The sequence below is a fragment of the Sandarakinorhabdus cyanobacteriorum genome, from assembly GCF_002251755.1.
Taxonomy (GTDB): domain Bacteria; phylum Pseudomonadota; class Alphaproteobacteria; order Sphingomonadales; family Sphingomonadaceae; genus Sandarakinorhabdus; species Sandarakinorhabdus cyanobacteriorum.
The window spans coordinates 14301-31996 of record NZ_NOXT01000116.1 but is presented as its reverse complement, the minus strand read 5'-3'; the positions used below and the strand labels follow the sequence as shown (position 1 = coordinate 31996).

The 17696-nt window shown below is 66.5% G+C and carries 16 protein-coding genes; 10 read left to right on the top strand and 6 right to left on the bottom strand.

Translation table 11 applies throughout. The annotated features are described in order from the left end of the window. Window positions 1-4: 4 nt before the first annotated feature. Window positions 5-664, top strand: coding sequence for an LON peptidase substrate-binding domain-containing protein (locus tag CHU93_RS11645; RefSeq protein WP_094474242.1), 660 nt, complete (start codon window positions 5-7; stop codon window positions 662-664). After that, window positions 664-855: a Trm112 family protein gene (locus CHU93_RS11640; protein WP_094474240.1), complete on the top strand. Its 192-nt coding sequence runs from the start codon at window positions 664-666 to the stop codon at window positions 853-855. The genes CHU93_RS11645 and CHU93_RS11640 overlap by 1 nt, the downstream gene beginning before the upstream one ends. A 134-nt stretch (window positions 856-989) precedes the next feature. On the opposite strand, the gene CHU93_RS11635 is transcribed toward CHU93_RS11640, so the two are convergent. The 4 genes from CHU93_RS11635 to CHU93_RS11620 are packed head-to-tail and all read right to left on the bottom strand — an operon-like array spanning window position 990 to window position 4608. Continuing rightward, window positions 990-2771, bottom strand: a complete 1782-nt coding sequence (locus CHU93_RS11635; protein WP_094474238.1) for a flavin-containing monooxygenase — start codon at window positions 2769-2771, stop codon at window positions 990-992. Between the two features lie 57 nt (window positions 2772-2828). Further along, window positions 2829-3119: a type II toxin-antitoxin system RelE/ParE family toxin gene (locus CHU93_RS11630; protein ID WP_094474237.1), complete on the bottom strand. Its 291-nt coding sequence runs from the start codon at window positions 3117-3119 to the stop codon at window positions 2829-2831. After that, the gene (locus tag CHU93_RS11625) at window positions 3106-3354 is read right to left on the bottom strand and encodes a hypothetical protein (RefSeq protein ID WP_133064393.1); all 249 of its coding nucleotides are present in this window, start codon (window positions 3352-3354) and stop codon (window positions 3106-3108) included. The genes CHU93_RS11630 and CHU93_RS11625 overlap by 14 nt, the downstream gene beginning before the upstream one ends. Window positions 3355-3381: 27 nt before the next feature. Beyond that, the gene (locus CHU93_RS11620) at window positions 3382-4608 is read right to left on the bottom strand and encodes a UbiH/UbiF/VisC/COQ6 family ubiquinone biosynthesis hydroxylase (protein ID WP_094474233.1); all 1227 of its coding nucleotides are present in this window, start codon (window positions 4606-4608) and stop codon (window positions 3382-3384) included. Between the two features lie 181 nt (window positions 4609-4789). Here CHU93_RS11620 and CHU93_RS11615 point away from each other — a divergent pair, with 181 nt between their 5' ends. Together CHU93_RS11615 and CHU93_RS11610 are read left to right on the top strand one after the other, a co-directional pair. Then, on the top strand, window positions 4790-7192 hold the full coding sequence (locus CHU93_RS11615; protein ID WP_094474232.1) for an FtsK/SpoIIIE family DNA translocase: 2403 nt from the start codon (window positions 4790-4792) through the stop codon (window positions 7190-7192). Between the two features lie 85 nt (window positions 7193-7277). Further along, window positions 7278-8618, top strand: coding sequence for an oxygenase MpaB family protein (locus CHU93_RS11610; RefSeq protein WP_094474230.1), 1341 nt, complete (start codon window positions 7278-7280; stop codon window positions 8616-8618). Here CHU93_RS11610 and CHU93_RS11605 read toward each other — a convergent pair. Further along, window positions 8615-9370, bottom strand: coding sequence for a sulfite exporter TauE/SafE family protein (locus CHU93_RS11605; RefSeq protein WP_207759271.1), 756 nt, complete (start codon window positions 9368-9370; stop codon window positions 8615-8617). The two genes, CHU93_RS11610 and CHU93_RS11605, sit on opposite strands and share 4 nt — an antisense overlap. A 203-nt stretch (window positions 9371-9573) precedes the next feature. Here CHU93_RS11605 and lptB point away from each other — a divergent pair, with 203 nt between their 5' ends. The 6 genes from lptB to CHU93_RS11575 are packed head-to-tail and all read left to right on the top strand — an operon-like array spanning window position 9574 to window position 16624. After that, a complete protein-coding gene (gene lptB, locus CHU93_RS11600) occupies window positions 9574-10341 on the top strand; it encodes an LPS export ABC transporter ATP-binding protein (protein ID WP_094474227.1) in 768 nt (255 codons plus the stop codon). A 12-nt stretch (window positions 10342-10353) separates the two neighbouring features. Beyond that, the gene (rpoN, locus tag CHU93_RS11595; RefSeq protein WP_094474225.1) at window positions 10354-11856 is read left to right on the top strand and encodes an RNA polymerase factor sigma-54; all 1503 of its coding nucleotides are present in this window, start codon (window positions 10354-10356) and stop codon (window positions 11854-11856) included. A gap of 47 nt (window positions 11857-11903) precedes the next feature. Next, a complete protein-coding gene (locus CHU93_RS11590) occupies window positions 11904-13259 on the top strand; it encodes a M48 family metalloprotease (protein ID WP_086115369.1) in 1356 nt (451 codons plus the stop codon). Between the two features lie 2 nt (window positions 13260-13261). Continuing rightward, a complete protein-coding gene (locus tag CHU93_RS11585; protein ID WP_243375603.1) occupies window positions 13262-14020 on the top strand; it encodes a DsbA family protein in 759 nt (252 codons plus the stop codon). Further along, window positions 14020-14787 carry an alpha/beta fold hydrolase gene (locus tag CHU93_RS11580; RefSeq protein WP_094474224.1) on the top strand — a complete coding sequence of 256 codons (768 nt, stop codon included), beginning with the start codon at window positions 14020-14022 and terminating at the stop codon, window positions 14785-14787. The genes CHU93_RS11585 and CHU93_RS11580 overlap by 1 nt, the downstream gene beginning before the upstream one ends. Before the next feature lie 22 nt (window positions 14788-14809). Then, entirely contained in the window at window positions 14810-16624 is a 1815-nt protein-coding gene (locus CHU93_RS11575) for a M2 family metallopeptidase (protein WP_094474223.1), read from the top strand. A gap of 283 nt (window positions 16625-16907) precedes the next feature. On the opposite strand, the gene CHU93_RS11570 is transcribed toward CHU93_RS11575, so the two are convergent. Beyond that, on the bottom strand, window positions 16908-17642 hold the full coding sequence (locus tag CHU93_RS11570) for a M48 family metallopeptidase (RefSeq protein ID WP_094474222.1): 735 nt from the start codon (window positions 17640-17642) through the stop codon (window positions 16908-16910). Between the last annotated feature and the right edge of the window lie 54 nt (window positions 17643-17696).

The following is a 17696-nucleotide window of genomic DNA, read 5'->3' as shown; positions in this document are numbered from 1 at the left end:
CGGGATGAGCGAGAGCGAAGCCTTTGAACCGCTGCCGGCCGCGGTGCCGGTCTTCCCCTTGACCGGCGCGGTGCTGTTCCCGCGCGGCGTGCTCCCGCTCAACATCTTCGAACCGCGCTATCTCGCCATGGTCAAGGACGCCATGGCCGCCACCGGCGCCGCGCACCGCATCATCGGCATTATCCAGCCGAAAGGCGGTGGCAAGAATGGTGCGCCGCTGGCGCTCTACAAGGTGGGGTGCCTGGGGCGCATCACCGAATATCGCGAAACCGATGATGGCCGTATCCTGATCGCGCTGGTCGGCGTCAGCCGCTTCCGGGTCGGGGCCGAGCTGGAGCGGGACACGCTCTACCGCCAAGTGATGACCGATTATCACGGCTTTGCCGATGATCGCCACGAACCTGCTGCGCTCGATCCCGCCACTCGCGCCGGCCTTGAAGAGGCGTTGCGCCCCTATCTCGACGCGCGCGGCCTGTCCGCCGATTGGGACGCGGTGCAAAGCGCCGATGACGAGGCGCTGGTGACGACGCTGGCCAGCGTGCTGCCGTTCGAACCGGCGGAAAAACAGGCGCTGCTGGAAACCATCACGCTCGCCGAACGCGCCCAGACGCTGGCCACGCTGATGAGCTTTGCTGCCTCCAGCGGACCCACAGGATTGCAATGATGAGCAGCAGCGCGCTTGATCCCCGGCTGCTGGCCATCCTGGTCTGCCCCGTCACCCGCCAGCCGCTGCGCTATGACGCCAAGGCCCAGGAACTGGTCAACGACACCGCCGGCCTCGCCTACCCCATCCGCGACGGGGTGCCGATTCTGCTGGCCGACGAAGCCCGCGAATTTCTGCCGCCCACCGGGTGATCATGCCTGATCCTCCCCCTCTGGGGGAGGTGCCGACCGCAGGGAGGCGGAGGGGGCGCGCACGCCGACACATTTGAGCCCCCTCCGCCCTGCGGGCACCTCCCCCAGAGGGGGAGGATCCGAAGGTTGCGGGGTCAGCCGAACCGCAGCCCCTTGAACTGGCCGTCGCTGCGCCAGCCCTTCATGTAACTGAAGAACGCATTCGGTCCGGCCGGATAGCCGACAGCATATCGGGCCCGATCATCCATCGGCTGGCCTTCGTTGTTGTAATAGCCGGGCGTGCAATCCGGATTGTTGATCATCATGCCGGGCCCCTGCAGCAGCAGCTGCACCCAGGCGGCCTGGGCGTCTGCGTCCGCCTCAACGGTGGCAAGGCCGGCGTCGGTCATGTGGCGCACGATGCTGGCCACCGTGCTGCCGGTTTCCATCCAGTTGTGCGGCACATTCACGATGAAATTCGCGGCCTGCGCAAACTGGATCAGGAACAGGTTGGGGAAACCGGCGCTGTTCAGCCCGTGCAGCGTCTGCATGCCGTCGGCCCAGGCCTGCGACAGCGTCTGCCCGCCGATGCCCACCGGGTCAAAGCCGGCGCGCTCTTCGGTTGGGGTGCCCACTTCAAACCCGGTCGAATGGATGATGCAGTCCACCGCATGATGCTGGCCGCCGGCCCAGATGCCGGTTTCATCGATGCGTCCCACCCCCTGGCCATCGGTGTGGACCAGCGTCACCGTCGGCCGGTTGAACGCCTGCAGATATTGATCGTGGAAGCACGGCCGCTTGCACAGTTGGCGGTACCAGGCCTGCAGTGCCTCGCCGGTCTGGCGGTCCTCCACCACCGTCACCGCCCGCTCGCGGATCTCGCTCATCTTCTCATGATCGGCCATTTCCCAGACCTTCATGATATTGTCCGGAGTCCATTCGGTGGGCGGCAGCTGCATGACCCGGGCGCGGATGCGGCGCGACAGGTCGGTCCAGCCGTCCTGCACCCAATCCTCGGCCGCGCCGCCCATGCCGACATTGGCTGCGAAATTCTCCAGCCAGCGCGTCTGCCAGCCCGGCGTGGCGATGGACTGGAACCAGTCGGGATCGATCGGCGCGTTGGCGCGCACGTCCACACTGGAGGGCGTGCGCTGGAACACGAACAATTCGCCGGAATCGCGCGCCAGGTGCGGCACGCACTGCACGGCGGTCGCCCCGGTGCCGATGATCGCGACCCGCTTGTTCGCCAACCTGTCCATCGGCGCGCCCTCGGCCGAACCGCCGGTATAGCCATAATCCCAGCGGCTGGTGTGGAACTGGTGGCCCTTGAACGTCTCGATGCCCGGGATGCCCGGCAGCTTGGGCACGTTCAGCGGCCCGGTGCCGACGCCGACAAAATCGGCGGTGAACTTGTCCCCCCGATCCGTCTCGATCAGCCAGACCTTGCGCGCTTCATCCCAACTCAGCCGCTCGACCTCGGTGTGGAACAGCGCCTTGTCATAGAGGTTGAACGTGCGCGCGATCTTCTTCGCCTGCGCCAGGATCTCGGGGGCATGGGCATATTTCTCGGTCGGCACATGCCCGGTTTCCTCGAGCAGCGGCATGTAGATGATCGAGGCCGTGTCACACTGCGCGCCCGGATAGCGGTTCCAATACCAGGTGCCGCCGACATCGCCGCCGGCCTCGATGATGCGCACATCGGTGATGCCGGCCTGGGCCAGCCGCGCCCCGGTACACAGCCCTGCAAAGCCGCCGCCCACCATGGCAAAGCGCACATGGTCGGTCACCGGCGCCCGCTCAGCGCGCGGCGTGTAGGGATCGTCCAGCATGTGCGGAAAATGCGTCGCCACCCGCACATATTGCGCGTTGCCCTCGGGCCGCAGCCGCTTGTCCCGCTCAAGCCGATATTTCTCGAGGAGTGCGTCGCGGTCGATCATGGCCACCAGCCTGTGGCCGGTCCTCCGTTTCGGCAACACTGGAAAGTCACAGGCCGGTCAGAGATGCCGGGCCGGGTCCATGCGCTGATGCAGGATACGCAACACGCGAACGACATCATCTTCGAGGCGATACAGGGCAATATGGCTGCCGGCACTCAGCTTGCGGAGGCCATCCTGGCGACCCGGCAGCAGCGGCGCCGACTCGGGAAACTGCTCCAGCCGCTTCAACGCCACCACAAGGCCTTGCGCATAGGCTTCGGCAACCTCGAAACCAAAGCGCTCCGCACCGGCATCGATCATGCCATCAAGATCGGCCCGCGCGCTTTGGGTAAGGTCAAGAACGGCCATGCCGGCGGCGTGCTTCAGCCATGATCTCGTTAAGGGTTATGCCGCAGGAACCGCTTGCTTCACCTTCGGCAATGGCGGCTTCAAAGGCGTCGCGCCTGGCGGCCGCTTCGCGTTCGCGAGCCACAAGCGCGGCCACCACCGCTGCGCGCGACGGACCATGTCCGGCAGCGACCAGCGCATCAAGATCGGCCGCAACCGCCGCCGGCACCTGGATGGTTTCAACCACGCTCGCCATGATCTGCATATGCCACAGCGGGCGGGATCACACCAGTTCACCCTTCAACAGCGCCGGCAGCTTGCCGGTCTCACCGCGCGCCTGGTTCATGAAGAATCGCTTCAATGACGGCAGCCGTTCCACCGCCGACAGGCCGATGCGCCGCACCCGGCTGGGCACCCGGCCGGGAATGGCGAACAGGCGGTTCAGATTGTCGGTCACCGCGCACACCAGGCTGTTGTCAAACATCCGCCATGCCGAAACCTGGGCCAGCACATCCGGGCTGCCCAGATCAAGGCCGGAGCGGGCGGCGTTGGTGATCACCTCGGCCGCCGCCGCCACATCGCGGAAGCCCATGTTGAGGCCCTGGCCGGCAATCGGGTGGATGCCGTGCGCCGCATCGCCGAGCAGCAGCAAGCGGTCATCGGTGTAGCGCGCGGCGTGGTGGAAACCCAAAGGCCACACCGTCTGCGGCGCGATCACCTCGATCTCGCCCATGGTGCCGTCGCAGCGGGCGGCAATCTCGGCGGCGAGCGCCTTCGGCCCCAGCTTCTTCACGGCGGCCATATGCTTGCCGTCCACCGTCCACACGATGGCGGTGCGCGGCCGGCCATCATCGGTGTCGGTCATCGGCAGCAGCGCCAGCGGCCCTTCCGGGTAAAACAGCTCACACGCCACATTGCCGTGCGGCACACTGTGGGCGACCATGGTGATCAGCGCGGCATGCGGATATTGCCACTGGGCAATCGGAATGCCCGCCGCATCGCGCGTTGCCGAACGCCGGCCGTCACAGGCCACCACCAGCGCGCTGCGGAACACCCGGCCATCAGCCAGCGTCAGCGTCGCGGCATGCTCGCCGCGTTCCAGCCCTGCCACCGTCACCGGCGCCAGCAACTGCACATTGGGCTCGGCCCGTACCGCGCGCAGCAGGCCGATGCGCAGCATGCGGTTTTCCAGCATGGTGCCCAGCGGATCATTGCCCTCGCCGGCATCGAAATGCAGGAACTGCGGGTGGGTGCCATCGGTCACCCTGATCTCGCGGATCGGGCAGCCATGGGCATCCAATATGTCGCCCAGGCCCAGCGCTCGCAGCATCCGGCCCGATGCACTGGCAATGGCGCTCGCCCGCCCGTCAAAAGCCGGCAGCGTGGTTGAATCCAGATCCTGCGCATCAACCACGATGCTCGTCACATCGCCCTTGGCCAGGGCCAGCGCCAGCGTGGCGCCCACCAGGCCGCCACCAATGATGATCACATCGGCATCATGAGTCTGCATGAATACGGCTTTAGACCACAGCGGGCCTTCCCCCAAGCGGGACATGATGTCATCCGCAATGAACCGGGTGCAACCTTGACCAGAAGCCCGGCTTGATTCACACTTTGTTCGCTTTGTCCGGTCGGATTCGCCAGCCATCACCGGGCAGCACTGCTGGTTATCTCCGAAAGGCACCGCACTCATGGCTTCCAGGGCGTCTGCCGCCCCTCCTGCCCGCCGCAGCCCCGCCCCCGCGGGCCGGCTGGCGGCCGGATCGGCCCTGCTCACCCGCGCCCGCGTGGCGGCGGCGCTGGCGCTGCGCACCGCCATCCGGCTGTTGAGCGGCGGCCTGGTGGCAGCGGCGGGCATTGCCCTCGGCATCGCCGTCCTCAGCTATTCGCCGCGCGATCCGTCGTTCAACACCGCCACGGCGCGGGTGGCCGGCAATGCGCTGGGTGATGTCGGCGCCCATCTCGCCGATGTGCTGCTGCAACTGGCCGGCTGGCCGATGCTGCTGCTGGTGCCGGCCATCGTCATCGCCGGCTGGCGTGTCGCCACCGAAGCGGCCGTGCCGGTGCTGCGCATGGCGGGCGGCACGCTGGTGGGCGTGCTGTGCGTGGCCGGCGCCGCCGGTGGCTTTGATCTGCCGGCGCTGGGTGCCCCGGCCGGCCCCGGCGGCCTGATCGGCCATGGCCTTGCCGGCACTGCCAGCGCACTGGAAACCCTGCCGGGCTTTGACAGCGTGCCCGCCGGCGCGGTGCTGGCGCTGCTGCTGCTGCCGCTGGGGCTGGCGCTGATCGCCTGGGGCACCGGGATCAGCCGCGATGGCTTTGCCGATGGCATGGCCACCCTGCGCGGCCTGTGGCCTGGCCAGACGGACGACCATGATGATGGCAGCCTGCCCTTGCCGCAGGCGCCCACCGCCGGCCTTGGCCGCCGCCGCCGCACCGCCGAGGCGGAGGATGACGCCGTCGAAGAGATTGTGCTCCCTGGCCCCACCGTGGTGGAACCGGTGGCCACGCCCGTCGCCGGCAAGCGCGTGCAGAAGGCGAAACAGCAATCGCTCGATCTGGGTGATGCCGCCATCCTGCCCGGCCTTGATCTGCTGCGCCCGCCGCCATCGGCGCCGCGCGCCCGAATCGATGCCGCCGCGCTGGAACAAAATGCCCGGCTGCTCGAAGGTGTGCTCGAAGATTTCGGCGTGCGCGGCCGCATCGGCGAAGTGCGCCCCGGCCCGGTTGTCACCATGTATGAACTGGAACCGGCGCCGGGCATCAAGGCCAGCCGGGTGATCGGCCTGGCCGACGACATCGCCCGCTCCATGTCCGCCCTGTCCGCCCGTGTCGCGGTGGTGCCGGGCCGCAACGTCATCGGCATCGAACTGCCGAACCAGACGCGCGAAACCGTGTCGCTTTCGGAACTTCTGGCCAGCGCCAGTTTCGACAGCCGCAATGTCACCCTGCCGCTGGTGCTGGGCAAGGATATCGCTGGCGAGCCGGTGGTGGCCGATCTCGCGCCGATGCCGCACCTGTTGATCGCCGGCACCACCGGTTCGGGCAAGTCCGTCGGCCTCAACGCCATGATCCTGTCGCTCCTGTATCGCATGACGCCGGCCGAATGCCGGCTGATCATGATCGATCCCAAGATGCTGGAGCTGAAGATGTATGACGGGATCCCGCATCTGCTGGCCCCCGTCGTCGTCGATCCGCCCAAGGCCATCCGCGCGCTGAAATGGGCGGTGGAGCAGATGGAGGACCGCTATCGCAAGATGAGCGAGCTGAACGTCCGCTCCCTCGCCAGCTTCAACCAGAAGGTGCGCGACGCCAAGGCGGCGGGCAAACCGTTCATCCGCCGCGTGCAGACCGGCTGGGATCCGGAAACCGAACTGCCGATCATCGAGGAGGAGCTGCTGGATTTCGAACCGCTGCCGCTGGTGGTGGTGGTGGTGGACGAGCTGGCCGATCTGATGATGACGGCCGGCAAGGAAGTGGAATTCCTGATCCAGCGGCTGGCGCAAAAGGCCCGCGCCGCCGGCATCCACCTGATCATGGCGACGCAGCGCCCGTCGGTGGACGTGATCACCGGCGTCATCAAGGCCAATCTGCCCACCCGCATCAGCTTCCAAGTCACCAGCAAGATCGATTCGCGCACCATCCTGGGCGAACCCGGCGCCGAACAATTGCTGGGCAAGGGCGACATGCTGTGGATGGCCGGCGGCAAGCTGGTGCGCGTGCACGGCCCCTTCGTCTCGGACGACGAGGTGGAGGCCGTGGCCGATTTCTGGCGTGCCCAGGGCGAGCCCGATTATGTCGAGGCCGTCACCGAGGAGCCGCCCGATCTCGACGGGCAGCTGGATCTGGCCAATGCCGGCCTGTCGGGCGGCGGCGGCCGCGGCGACGACGAAGCCGACAGCTATGCCCAGGCCATCGACGTGATTGCCCGGCATCAAAAGGCCAGCACCAGCTTCCTGCAGCGCCATCTGCGCATCGGCTACAACAACGCCGCGAGGCTTATCGAGCGCATGGAGCAGGACGGTTTCGTCTCCCGCCCCGACCATGTCGGCCGCCGCGAGGTGCTGATCGACGAGAATGGCCAGCGGCGGTGAGCCCCGCGTCTTATGAGCCTGAGCCGCCGCCGCTACAGCTGAACCGCCGGTGGGGGAGCGCCGGCGCGAGGCGGGAGCAGCGGGGATGAGCATCACCCCAGACCATCAGGCCATCTGGGCGGCCGTGCGGGCGCAGCGCGAAGCGGAGCCGGCGCTGTGGGGCGATTTCGATTTCGACGCCCCGGCAGAGCGTTTCACCACCGACCCCGACGCGCCCTCCACCATCCCGCCGGCCCATGCCCACAAGCGGGCGCGAATCCTTGCCAATGATGATCTGGTCGAACGCTTGCGCGCCTATGCGATGATGGGCGATCCGCCGGCCGATGCCTATGCCGCGCTGATGGCCACCGCCAAGTTCCGCACCCTGATCGACCTGCTGGAAGCCGCCTGTAACAAGGGGATTGACGCGGTGCCGGATGCACCGCCGGAACTGGCCGCCTTCATCGCTGACATGGAACAGACGCCCGACTGGCTTGACATGGCGCTGGTGGAACGCGGCGCCAGGCTGGAGCGCAACGGCACCGCGCACATCGCGCCCTTTGCCGTGCGCGGCGCCTTCATCGCCACCTTCATGAACGAATATGCCGCGCTGCCGATGGCGCTCACCGGCACGCTGTCTGACCATGCCGCCGCGCGGCGGGTGAAGGAAACCGCCAATTTCTTCGCCGTCACCACCCTGCCCGGCGCGCTGGAACGCTTTGGCCCTGGCTTCAAGGCGGCAGCGCTGGTGCGGCTGATGCACTCGATGGTGCGCTACAACATTGCCCGCCGCCCGCAGCTGTGGGACCGGGCCAAATATGGCTTCCCCATCCCGCAGGTGGATCAGATGCCGGCCGGCCTCATCAACATCTTCCTGCTCTCCTATCGCCTCATCGCCGAAGGCCGCACCCAGTTCACGCCCGACGAACGTGCCATTGTCGAATTCGCCCGCTATCGCTGCCGCCTTCTCGGCCTGCCCGAAGCGCTGCTGCCAACGACACCGCAAGCCATTGTGGACATCATGAACGTGCGGGCCGCCACGCTGCGCGCCGGCTTTGACGATCGCACCTGCGGCAGCCTGGTGCGCGCCACCATGGCCGCCCGGCTGTGGGAGGGCGATGGCCTCGCCATTCGGCTGTTCCGCCGGGTGGAAATCAGCTTCAGCCGGGTGTTTTTCCTCAAGAATTTCATGAACAATGATCGCGCTGCCGCTGCGGCCGTGGGGGTGCGGATCACCGCGGGCGATCTGGCGCTGGCCGGCCTGGCCGGGCTGTGGATCGCCGCCACCATGACCGCCTATCGCCTCGCGGCCCGTATCCCCGGCCTGTCAGCGCTGGCCGACCAGCGGCTGATCCGCAAGATCGGCGGCCTGCTCAAGCATTATGGCCACGCCGAGTTCGTGGTGTATGAACAGCGCCCGGCCAACGCCCAGCCGGCCGCCGCCTAGGCGCGCAGGAACAGGCCCACGGTCAGCCCCAGGCCGATCAGGATCACCGCGATCTTCAGCGCCTTCTCCGGCACCACCGCCAGTGCCCGCGCGCCAACATAACTGCCCGCCATGGCACCGATCCCCACCACCAGCGCATGCGCCCAGGCCACATTGCCGGTGAGCGCGAACAGGATGGCCGCCGTGGTGTTGGAAAGGGACACCAGCACATTCTTGGTGCCGCCGGCATTGCGCACCGGCAAGCCGGCAATGGTCAGGCTGGCGAGCGTGAGGATGCCGGCACCGCCGCCGAAAAAACCGGAATAAAGCGCGATCAACGACTGGCTGGTGACCGTGACCCAGGCGGGCGGCGGCGGCCGATCAGCCGATTTTTTCGGCCCGAACGCCCCCCAGGCAAACACCATGGTGGCCAGCAGCACCAGCCACGGCACCATGGCGGCAAAGATGCGCGTTGGCGTGGCATTGAGCAGCGCCGCCCCGGCCACACCGCCCACCAGCGCGATCGCCGCCAGCGCCGTGAAGCTCAACCGTTCGGCCCCGGCCACCAGCTTGCGCCCGGCAATGCCGGTGGTGATCTGGCCGGGAAACAGCGCCAAGGTGGAGGTGATGTTGGCCAGCTTGGGATCAAGCCCGGCGGCAATCAGCGCCGGCAGCGTGATGAAACTGCCACCGCCGGCCAAGGCATTCTGCGCCCCGGCCCACAGCCCGGCGCCGGCCAGAAGTGCCAGCATTGCGGGTTCGGGAAAGTTCATCACAATATGTCACCCGTTTCTGGCCTGCGGTCACCGGCGACCGGGATGCGGTCACCGCGTGTGCTGGTGCGGTCACCGAACTGCGCCGAATTGGCACGTTTTTCCATGTTTTTTCACAATGCAACGCCTTGGCGGTGACCGCAAATACGGGTAGCAAGATTCCCATGCAACTATCGCGCCAGTTGCGGGAGTGTTGAAGCAAGATGAGCACCACGCAGACCCTGCCCCGCACCGACACTGGCGCCACAACCCGTGGCCTGTCGGTGGACGGCATTGGCAAGCGCTATGACAAGCGGGTGGTGCTGCGCGATGTCTCGCTGTCGGTCAGGCGCGGCGAAGTCGTTGGTTTGCTTGGACCAAATGGCGCCGGCAAGACGACCTGCTTCTATTCGATCATGGGCCTCGCCATGCCGGATTCGGGCCGCATCCTGCTCGATGGCCACGATATCACCGGCCTGCCCATGTATCGCCGGGCTGCTCTGGGTCTGGGCTATCTCCCTCAGGAAACAAGCATTTTCCGCGGGATGACGGTGGAACAAAACATCATGGCCGTGCTGGAAGTGACCGAACCCGATGCCGCCGCCCGCGCCGCCCGCCTGGAAGAATTGTTGAGCGAATTCAACATTACCCGCCTGCGCGCCGCCCCGGCCATGGCGCTTTCCGGCGGCGAACGGCGCCGCGCCGAAATCGCCCGGGCGCTGGCCGCCAACCCCTCCATCATGCTGCTGGACGAGCCGTTCGCCGGCATCGACCCCATCTCCATCGCCGATATCCGCGCCCTGGTCGTTCAGCTGCGCGCCCGTGACATCGGCGTGCTGATCACCGATCACAACGTCCGCGAAACCCTTGAAATCGTTAACCGCGCCTGCATCATCTATGATGGCCGCGTGCTGTTCGAAGGCACGCCGGAAGCGCTGGTGGCGGATGAAACCGTGCGCCGCGTCTATCTGGGCGAGGATTTCAGCCTGTGATGGGGGGCTGATATGGGCCTGGGGCCCCGCCTCGAAATCAGGCAGTCCCAACAGCTGGTGATGACGCCCCAGCTGCAGCTGGCGATCAAGCTTCTCACCGTCACCAATGTCGAGCTAGAAGGCTGGATTGGCGAGGAACTTGAACGAAATCCACTACTTGCCAGCGGGGGAGAGGCCGAACCCGCCGAACCGGTGGCGCAATCCAGCATCGACGACAGCCGCGAGCCGCTGCCAGCACCGGTGGAGGCCAGCAGCGCCGGGCTTGAACAATTGCTGCGTGAGGGGGTCCCGTCCGGCGACGGCACGCCACTGGAAGCCGATTACACCGGCGAACGCTTCCACCACGACTGCGTCAGCGACCAGCCGGCCGACTGGAGCGAACGGCCCGGGAGCGGCGGTGACGAGGAAGGCTTTGATTTTGATCGGGTGGCCAGTGCTGGCCAGACGCTTGCCGAGATTCTGGAACAACAGGCCGCCAGCCGGTTTGACGGGATGGAGCTCGCCATCGCCCGCTTCATCATCAATGGGCTGGATGAGTGCGGCTATCTGGTGGAGCCGGTGGACGAGATCGCCGACCGGCTCGATATCAGCCCCGCCGCCGTGGAGGCGGTGCTCGCTGAGGTCCAGATGTTTGACCCGGTTGGCGTGGCGGCGCGCACCTTGTCGGAATGCCTGATCGCCCAGGCCCGCGCCGCTGACCGCTGCGACCCGGCCATGCACAAGTTGTTGAGCAATCTTGATCTTGTTGCCCGCGGTGACATGAACGGCCTGATGCGGCTGACCCGGTTGGACCGGGAGGATATCGTGGACATGATCCGCGAGCTGAAATCCTATGACCCCAAGCCGGGCCTGCGCTACAGCGGCGAGCCGGCAACACCGGTGGTGCCCGATGTGTTCGTGACACGCGGTGCCGACGGCGCCTGGCAGATCAGCCTGAACCAGGCCACCCTGCCCCGCCTGATCGTCGATCGCGATTATCATGCCGAGCTGGCGAGCGGGGCCGACAAGGCCACCAACAGCTTCCTCGACGAATGTGTGTCGAGCGCCAACTGGCTGCTCAAGGCATTGGACCAACGCGCAAAAACCATCGTGAAGGTTGCCACCGAAATCGTGAAGCTGCAGCAGGGCTTCTTTGAAAACGGTGTCAGCCATCTGAAGCCGCTGACACTGAAGACCGTCGCGGATCTGGTGGAAATGCATGAATCGACCGTGAGCCGGGTGACCAGCAACAAATATCTGCTGTGCGAACGCGGCCAGTTCGAATTGAAGTATTTCTTCACCTCAGGCGTTGCCAGCGGCGATGGCGAGGCCGCTTCGGCGCTGGCCGTGAAGGACCGCATCGCCAGGCTGATCGCGGCTGAAGGCGATGATGTTCTGTCAGACGACAAGCTGGTCGAACTGCTGCAGGGCGAGGGCTTTGACATCGCCCGGCGCACGGTCGCCAAATATCGCGAGGCGCTGGGCCTGGGATCATCTGTCCAGCGGCGGCGGGCACGGGCAATGCGCGCGGCGTAAGGTGCCGCTTCACCCAGGGTTAAAGCATGATAAGACAGGGGCGATCCATGTTGCCCCGCGCTGTTCTTGCCCTGTTGGCCCTGGTGCTGCTGGCCCTGCCCCGGCCGGCGGCGGCACAATCCATCCTGCGGGATGCGGAAACCGAAGCCTTCCTGCGCGATATCAGCCGCGACATGGTGGTGGCCGCCGGGCTCGACCCCCGCAATGTGCAGTTCGTGCTGGTGGGCGATCCCAGCATCAACGCCTTTGTGACGGGTGGGCAGAATGTGTTCATCCATTCCGGCCTGTTCATCGCGGCCGACAATGTGAACGAGCTGCAGGGCGTGATCGCCCACGAACTGGGCCATATCACCGGCGGCCATGCCGTGCGCTTTGGCGAGGGGGCCACGCCGGCAACACGGATCTCGTTGCTCAGCCTGCTAGGCGCGGCGGCTGCTGTGGCGGCCGGCGCGGGTGAGGCTGGCATGGCCATATTGGGCCTGGGGCAGACGGCGGCGCTGGCCAAGTTCCTGAGTTTCACCCGCGATCAGGAAAGCCGTGCGGACCAGGCTGGCGCCAGTTTCCTGTCAAAGGCGGGACTTTCTGGCCGGGGGTCCATCGCCTTTTTCCGCAAGCTGCAGGGGGAGGAGTATCGGCTCGCCATTCCGCAGAACAACGAATATGCCCGGACCCACCCGCTTTCCAGCACGCGCATCAACAACCTGCTGGCGGTGTATGAGCGCGACAAGGCCTGGGACGCCCCAACCGACAAGGGTCTGCAAAGCCGGTTCGAACGGATCAAGGGCAAGCTGAGCGGTTATGTGGAGGAGCCGCGCATTGTCATGCAGCGCTATCCCGAAGGCACCAACACCGCACCGGCCCTTTATGCCCGGGCCTATGCCTGGCACCGGTCAGGCTTTCCGGACCAGGCCATGACCGAGGCGGCAAAGCTGGTCGCGCTGGCCCCGAACGATCCCTATTTCCTTGAGCTGCAGGGCCAAATCCTGCTGGAATCAGGCAAGGTGTCGGAATCGCTGCCGGTGTTGCGGCGAGCCGCGATCTTCGCCCCGAACGAGCCGATGATCCTCACGCTTCTGGGCCACGCGCTTGTCACCAGCGAAGACAAGCTGCTGCAGGCGGAAGCCGAACCATTGCTGCGCCGGGCGGTGAGCCTGGACCGGGAAAACCCCTTCACCTGGTATCAGCTGGGGGTGATCTATGACCGCAGGGGCGACAAGCCGCGCGCCGCGCTGGCCGCGGCCGAGCGGTTCAGCCTGGAGGGCAACGCCATGGGGGCGATGATGAACGCCCGCATGGCCCATGCCGGCTTGCGGCCCGGCACCCCTGACTATATCCGGGCGGACGACATCATGCTGGTGGCTGGCGATGCCCTTGACCAGCAGCGGCGCAGGAAGAAGAGGTGAACATGGCCAGTTTCTGGAGCCGGCGGTTGAGCATGGCGACCGCCCTGGCGGTGGGGCTGGCCGGGGCCGGTGTGGGCGCCGGCACCGCCGTTGCCGCGGCCGGACAATCGGGCCAGCCGGCCAACCGCGCCGAGATCGAGGCCATTGTTCGCGACTATATCCTGAACCATCCGGAGATCATTCCCGAAGCGGTTGCCCGACTGGAGCAGGCCGAGGCGAGAAAGGCGCTGGCGGCCAATCGCGAAGCCATCGAAACGCCTTTCCCTGGTGCGGTGGCGGGCAATCCGAAGGGCGATGTGAAGCTGGTGGTGTTCTTTGATTATGCCTGCCCTTATTGTCGCCAGGGCCATGCCGATGTGCAGAAGCTGGTGAGCGAAGACAGCCGGTTGACCGTGATCTACCGCGATTTTCCGGTGCTTTCACCGGCCAGCAGCGAGGCCGCGATGGCCAGCCTGTCGGCCGCCACCCAGGGCGGTTATGCCAAGTTTCACAATGCCATGTTCGAAAGCCCCGGCCGGGTGAGCCTGGCGCGCACCATGGGCATCGTGAAAGGCGTTGGCCTGTCGGAAGACAAGGTGGCCGGCGATCTGAAAAACCCTGCCCTGCGCGCCGAGCTGGACCGCAACCTGGCGCTGGGCCGGGCGCTGGGGCTGACCGGCACGCCCAGTTATATCATCGGCAACCGCATCCTGTCGGGCGCGGTGGGTTATGACCAGCTGAAGGCCGCCGTGGCCAGCGCCCGGGCCGAGAAGGGCCGTTGATGACCTCGCGCCAGTTGCGCGGTTTCGGCGGCGCCGCCCTCCACGTGGCCGAGCTGGGTGAGGGCCGGCCGATCATCCTGCTGCACGGGCTGTTCTCATCCGGCGAGATGAACTGGCGCCGTTATGGTGCGGCGGCCGAGATTGCCGGCGCCGGGTACCGCGTGATCATGCCGGATTTCCGCGCCCACGGCCTGAGCGCGGCGCCGCATGACGCGGCTGCCTATCCGCCCGATGTGCTGGCGATGGATATCGAGGCTCTGATCGGCCAGCTGGGCCTGACCGATTTCGACATTGGCGGCTATTCGATGGGCGCCCGCACGCTGGTGCGGTTGCTGGCCAGAGCAAAGGAATCTGGGGGCCTGAAACCGGGCAAGGCGATCATTTCCGGCATGGGGCTGGAAGGGTTGATCGGCGGCACCGCGCGAGCGGATTTCTTCAAGCGGGTGGTCGCCCGGCCCGATGGTTGGCCCGCCGGCAGCCCGGAGGCCTTTGCCGCCGCGTTCATGAAGCAGAACAAGGTGGATGGTATCGCCGTGGGCCATCTGCTGGACAGCTTTGTGTCAACGCCGCTGGAGGTGCTGCGCGGGCTGGACACGCGCTGTCTGGTGCTGTGCGGCCGCAGCGACCAGGACAATGGATCGGCACCGGCGTTGGCGCTGGAACTGCCCAATGCGGCGCTGGTGGAGATTGACGGCAACCATATGAGCGCGGTGACCAAGCCGGATTTCGGCACCGCCATTGCGGCCTGGCTGGGCCACCCGTTGTAACGAAAAATTTGGGGGACGATCGATGAAGAGTTCGCATCTGGCACTGGCCGTGGCCCTGTTGCTGCCCACGGCGGCGCAGGCCGCCGAACCCGATGTGGCGGAGGCCAAGGCCTTTGTTGCCAGCGCCGAGGCGCAGCTTTCGGCCTATGCCGACCGGGCGCAGCGGGTGGCCTGGGTGAACGCCACCCACATCACCGACGACACCGATGCCATGGCGGCCGAAGCCGGGGCCGAAGGCACGTTGCTGCAGGTGAAGCTGGCCAAGGAGGCGGCGCGGTTCAACAGCGTGACCGGGCTGGATGCGGACACGGCGCGCAAGCTGTTCCTGCTGCGCCAGGCCATCGTGCTGCCCGCGCCTGAGACGCCGGGTGCCGCCAAGGAACTGGCCGAAATCGCCACCCGCCTGCAGAGCACATACGGCAAGGGCAAGGGCACGGCGCGCGGCAAGGACACCGTGGGCAATGACCTGGAAGCGCTGATGGGCACGGAGCGTGACCCCAAGGTGCTGCAGGAAATGTGGGAAAGCTGGCACAAGGTGGGCACGCCGATGGCGGCCGATTATGCCCGGCTGGTCGAGATCGCCAATGCCGGCGCCAAGGAACTGGGCTTTGCCGACACCGGTGCCATGTGGCGGGCCGGATACGACATGCCGGCCGCGGATTTCGAAAAGCTGATCGACCGGCTGCTGGCCGAGGTGATGCCGCTCTATGTCGATCTCCACTGCTACACCCGCGCCAAGCTGAACCAGAAATATGGCGATGCGGTGCAGCCGAAGACCGGGCCGATCCGGGCCGATCTGCTGGGCAACATGTGGGCGCAGGAATGGGCCAGCATCTATGATGTGGTGGCGCCGGCCGGGGCCGGCGAGGTTGGCTATGACATTGGCGATCTGCTCACCGCCAAGAAGGCCGGCCCCATCGAGATGGTGAAATATGGCGAGAATTTCTATTCCTCGCTGGGCTTTGCACCGTTGCCGGGCACGTTCTGGACGCGCAGCCAGTTCACCAAGCCGGCGGACCGCGAGGTGGTGTGCCACGCATCGGCCTGGGACATCGACAACAAGGATGATCTGCGCATCAAGATGTGCATCAAGGTGAATGCCACGGATTTCGTGACCATCCACCACGAGCTGGGCCACAATTATTACCAGCGCGCCTACAAGGCGCAGCCGTTCCTGTATCTGAACAGCGCCAACGATGGCTTCCACGAGGCGATTGGCGACTGGGCGGCCCTGAACGTCACGCCGGAATATCTGGTGAAGGTGGGCCTGCTGGATCCGGCCAAGGTGCCCGATGCCAGCCGCGACGTAGGCCTCCTGCTGCGCCAGGCGATGGAAAAGGTGCCGGGCATGCCGTGGACCGCACTGGTGGACAAATGGCGCTGGGGCGTGTTTGCCGGCACCACCAAGCCGGCCGATTACAACAAGGCCTGGATCGATCTGCGCTTGAAATATCAGGGCATCATTCCGCCGGGCGAACGGCCGGCGGACGCCTTTGATCCGGGTGCCAAATATCACATCCCCGGCAACACGCCCTATGCCCGCTATTTCCTGGCCCGCATCCTGCAGTTCCAGTTTTATGAGGCCGCCTGTGCCCAAGCCGGCTGGACCGGGCCGTTGCACCGCTGTTCGGTGTTTGGCGACAAGGCGGTGGGCACCAGGCTGAACGCCATGCTGGAAATGGGCATGTCAAAGCCGTGGCCGGAGGCGCTGGCCGCCTTCACTGGCACCAGGGAGATGAGCGGCAAGGCCATGCTGGCCTATTTCGCGCCGCTGCACGCCTGGTTGAAGCAGCAGAACAAGGGCCAGAAATGCGGCTGGGGCACCGCCAAATCCTGATCCTCTGATGAGAAGGAGCGCCCCGCCGGTTTTGACACAATTGACGATTCTTGCGGGATTCAGCGTTGTTTTTGCTCAATTCGCCGCGCCAGATGCGACACAAGTAACACATCTCGCGGGTGTGAGACGGCTGGCGGTTCCGTACGCCTGAGCCGTCGACCATGGCATGATGACAGGCTTTGCCCGTGTAGGACAGGGTTAGAGCGGGCGGTGCCTCGACAAGCTCGCCCTTCGGCGGGCTCAGGATGAGCGGGTTTGGGACTCGACCGGATTTCAATCGGGTCTAGAACGGGCGGCCGACCCAGTGGAGGGCGGCGCCGTGGCGGGCGAGCCAGCGGCGGGCATCCTGGGCGCGCGGATCGAGCGCGCGGTTGAGGGCGTGGAAGGCCGGCGAGTGATTGGGGTGGACAAGGTGGGCGGCCTCGTGCGCGGCGATGGCGTGGCGCACGAAGGCCGGCGCCAGGATCAGCCGCCAGCTGTAGGCGATGCGCGCGCCTTCCGGCCGATTCCAGCCGGCGCAGCTGCCCCAGCGGGTGGCGGGATCACCCACGGAGACACGGGCCACCGTGCGGCCCAATTGATCGGCAAAGCGCTGCGTCGCGGCCTCCAGATCGGCCTTGGCCCGCGCCTTCAGCCAGCGTTCCAGCCTGGGGCCAAGCGATTCCGCCGGCCCGCCCAGCCGCAGCCGGTCGGCCAGCAGGGCCGGCGTGCGCGGGTGGCCGGCCTGCCAATCGATCAGCACCGGGGCGCCATCGATGGGGATGATGAAGCCCGGCGCGAACGGGATCGGGCGCGGCCAGGTCGCCACTTTGGCGGCAAGCCAGTCGTGGTGGGATTTCAGCAGCGCCAGCGCCGCCGCCTCCCCACCGCGCGGCGGCAGGCTGATTTCGATCGCGCCCGAGACACTGTTGGCCTTCAGCCGCACCATGCGGGCGGTGGTGCGGCGGGTGGCGACCAGCGGCACACGGCGGCCGGCGATCTCCAGCACGTCGGGCAGGGTGGGGCGCAGGCGCAGCATGGAGTGCGAACTAGCCTCGATTGCGTTTTGGTGGAATCCCAAACCCGCTCATCC

Coding starts and splice junctions, on each gene's coding strand:
- CHU93_RS11645 (WP_094474242.1), top strand. CDS start 5: ATGAGCGAGAGCGAAGCCTTTGAACCGCTGCCGGCCGCGGTGCCGGTC.
- CHU93_RS11640 (WP_094474240.1), top strand. CDS start 664: ATGAGCAGCAGCGCGCTTGATCCCCGGCTGCTGGCCATCCTGGTCTGC.
- CHU93_RS11635 (WP_094474238.1), bottom strand. CDS start 2,771: ATGATCGACCGCGACGCACTCCTCGAGAAATATCGGCTTGAGCGGGAC.
- CHU93_RS11630 (WP_094474237.1), bottom strand. CDS start 3,119: ATGGCCGTTCTTGACCTTACCCAAAGCGCGCGGGCCGATCTTGATGGC.
- CHU93_RS11625 (WP_133064393.1), bottom strand. CDS start 3,354: ATGGCGAGCGTGGTTGAAACCATCCAGGTGCCGGCGGCGGTTGCGGCC.
- CHU93_RS11620 (WP_094474233.1), bottom strand. CDS start 4,608: ATGCAGACTCATGATGCCGATGTGATCATCATTGGTGGCGGCCTGGTG.
- CHU93_RS11615 (WP_094474232.1), top strand. CDS start 4,790: ATGGCTTCCAGGGCGTCTGCCGCCCCTCCTGCCCGCCGCAGCCCCGCC.
- CHU93_RS11610 (WP_094474230.1), top strand. CDS start 7,278: ATGAGCATCACCCCAGACCATCAGGCCATCTGGGCGGCCGTGCGGGCG.
- CHU93_RS11605 (WP_207759271.1), bottom strand. CDS start 9,370: ATGAACTTTCCCGAACCCGCAATGCTGGCACTTCTGGCCGGCGCCGGG.
- lptB (WP_094474227.1), top strand. CDS start 9,574: ATGAGCACCACGCAGACCCTGCCCCGCACCGACACTGGCGCCACAACC.
- rpoN (WP_094474225.1), top strand. CDS start 10,354: ATGGGCCTGGGGCCCCGCCTCGAAATCAGGCAGTCCCAACAGCTGGTG.
- CHU93_RS11590 (WP_086115369.1), top strand. CDS start 11,904: ATGTTGCCCCGCGCTGTTCTTGCCCTGTTGGCCCTGGTGCTGCTGGCC.
- CHU93_RS11585 (WP_243375603.1), top strand. CDS start 13,262: ATGGCCAGTTTCTGGAGCCGGCGGTTGAGCATGGCGACCGCCCTGGCG.
- CHU93_RS11580 (WP_094474224.1), top strand. CDS start 14,020: ATGACCTCGCGCCAGTTGCGCGGTTTCGGCGGCGCCGCCCTCCACGTG.
- CHU93_RS11575 (WP_094474223.1), top strand. CDS start 14,810: ATGAAGAGTTCGCATCTGGCACTGGCCGTGGCCCTGTTGCTGCCCACG.
- CHU93_RS11570 (WP_094474222.1), bottom strand. CDS start 17,642: ATGCTGCGCCTGCGCCCCACCCTGCCCGACGTGCTGGAGATCGCCGGC.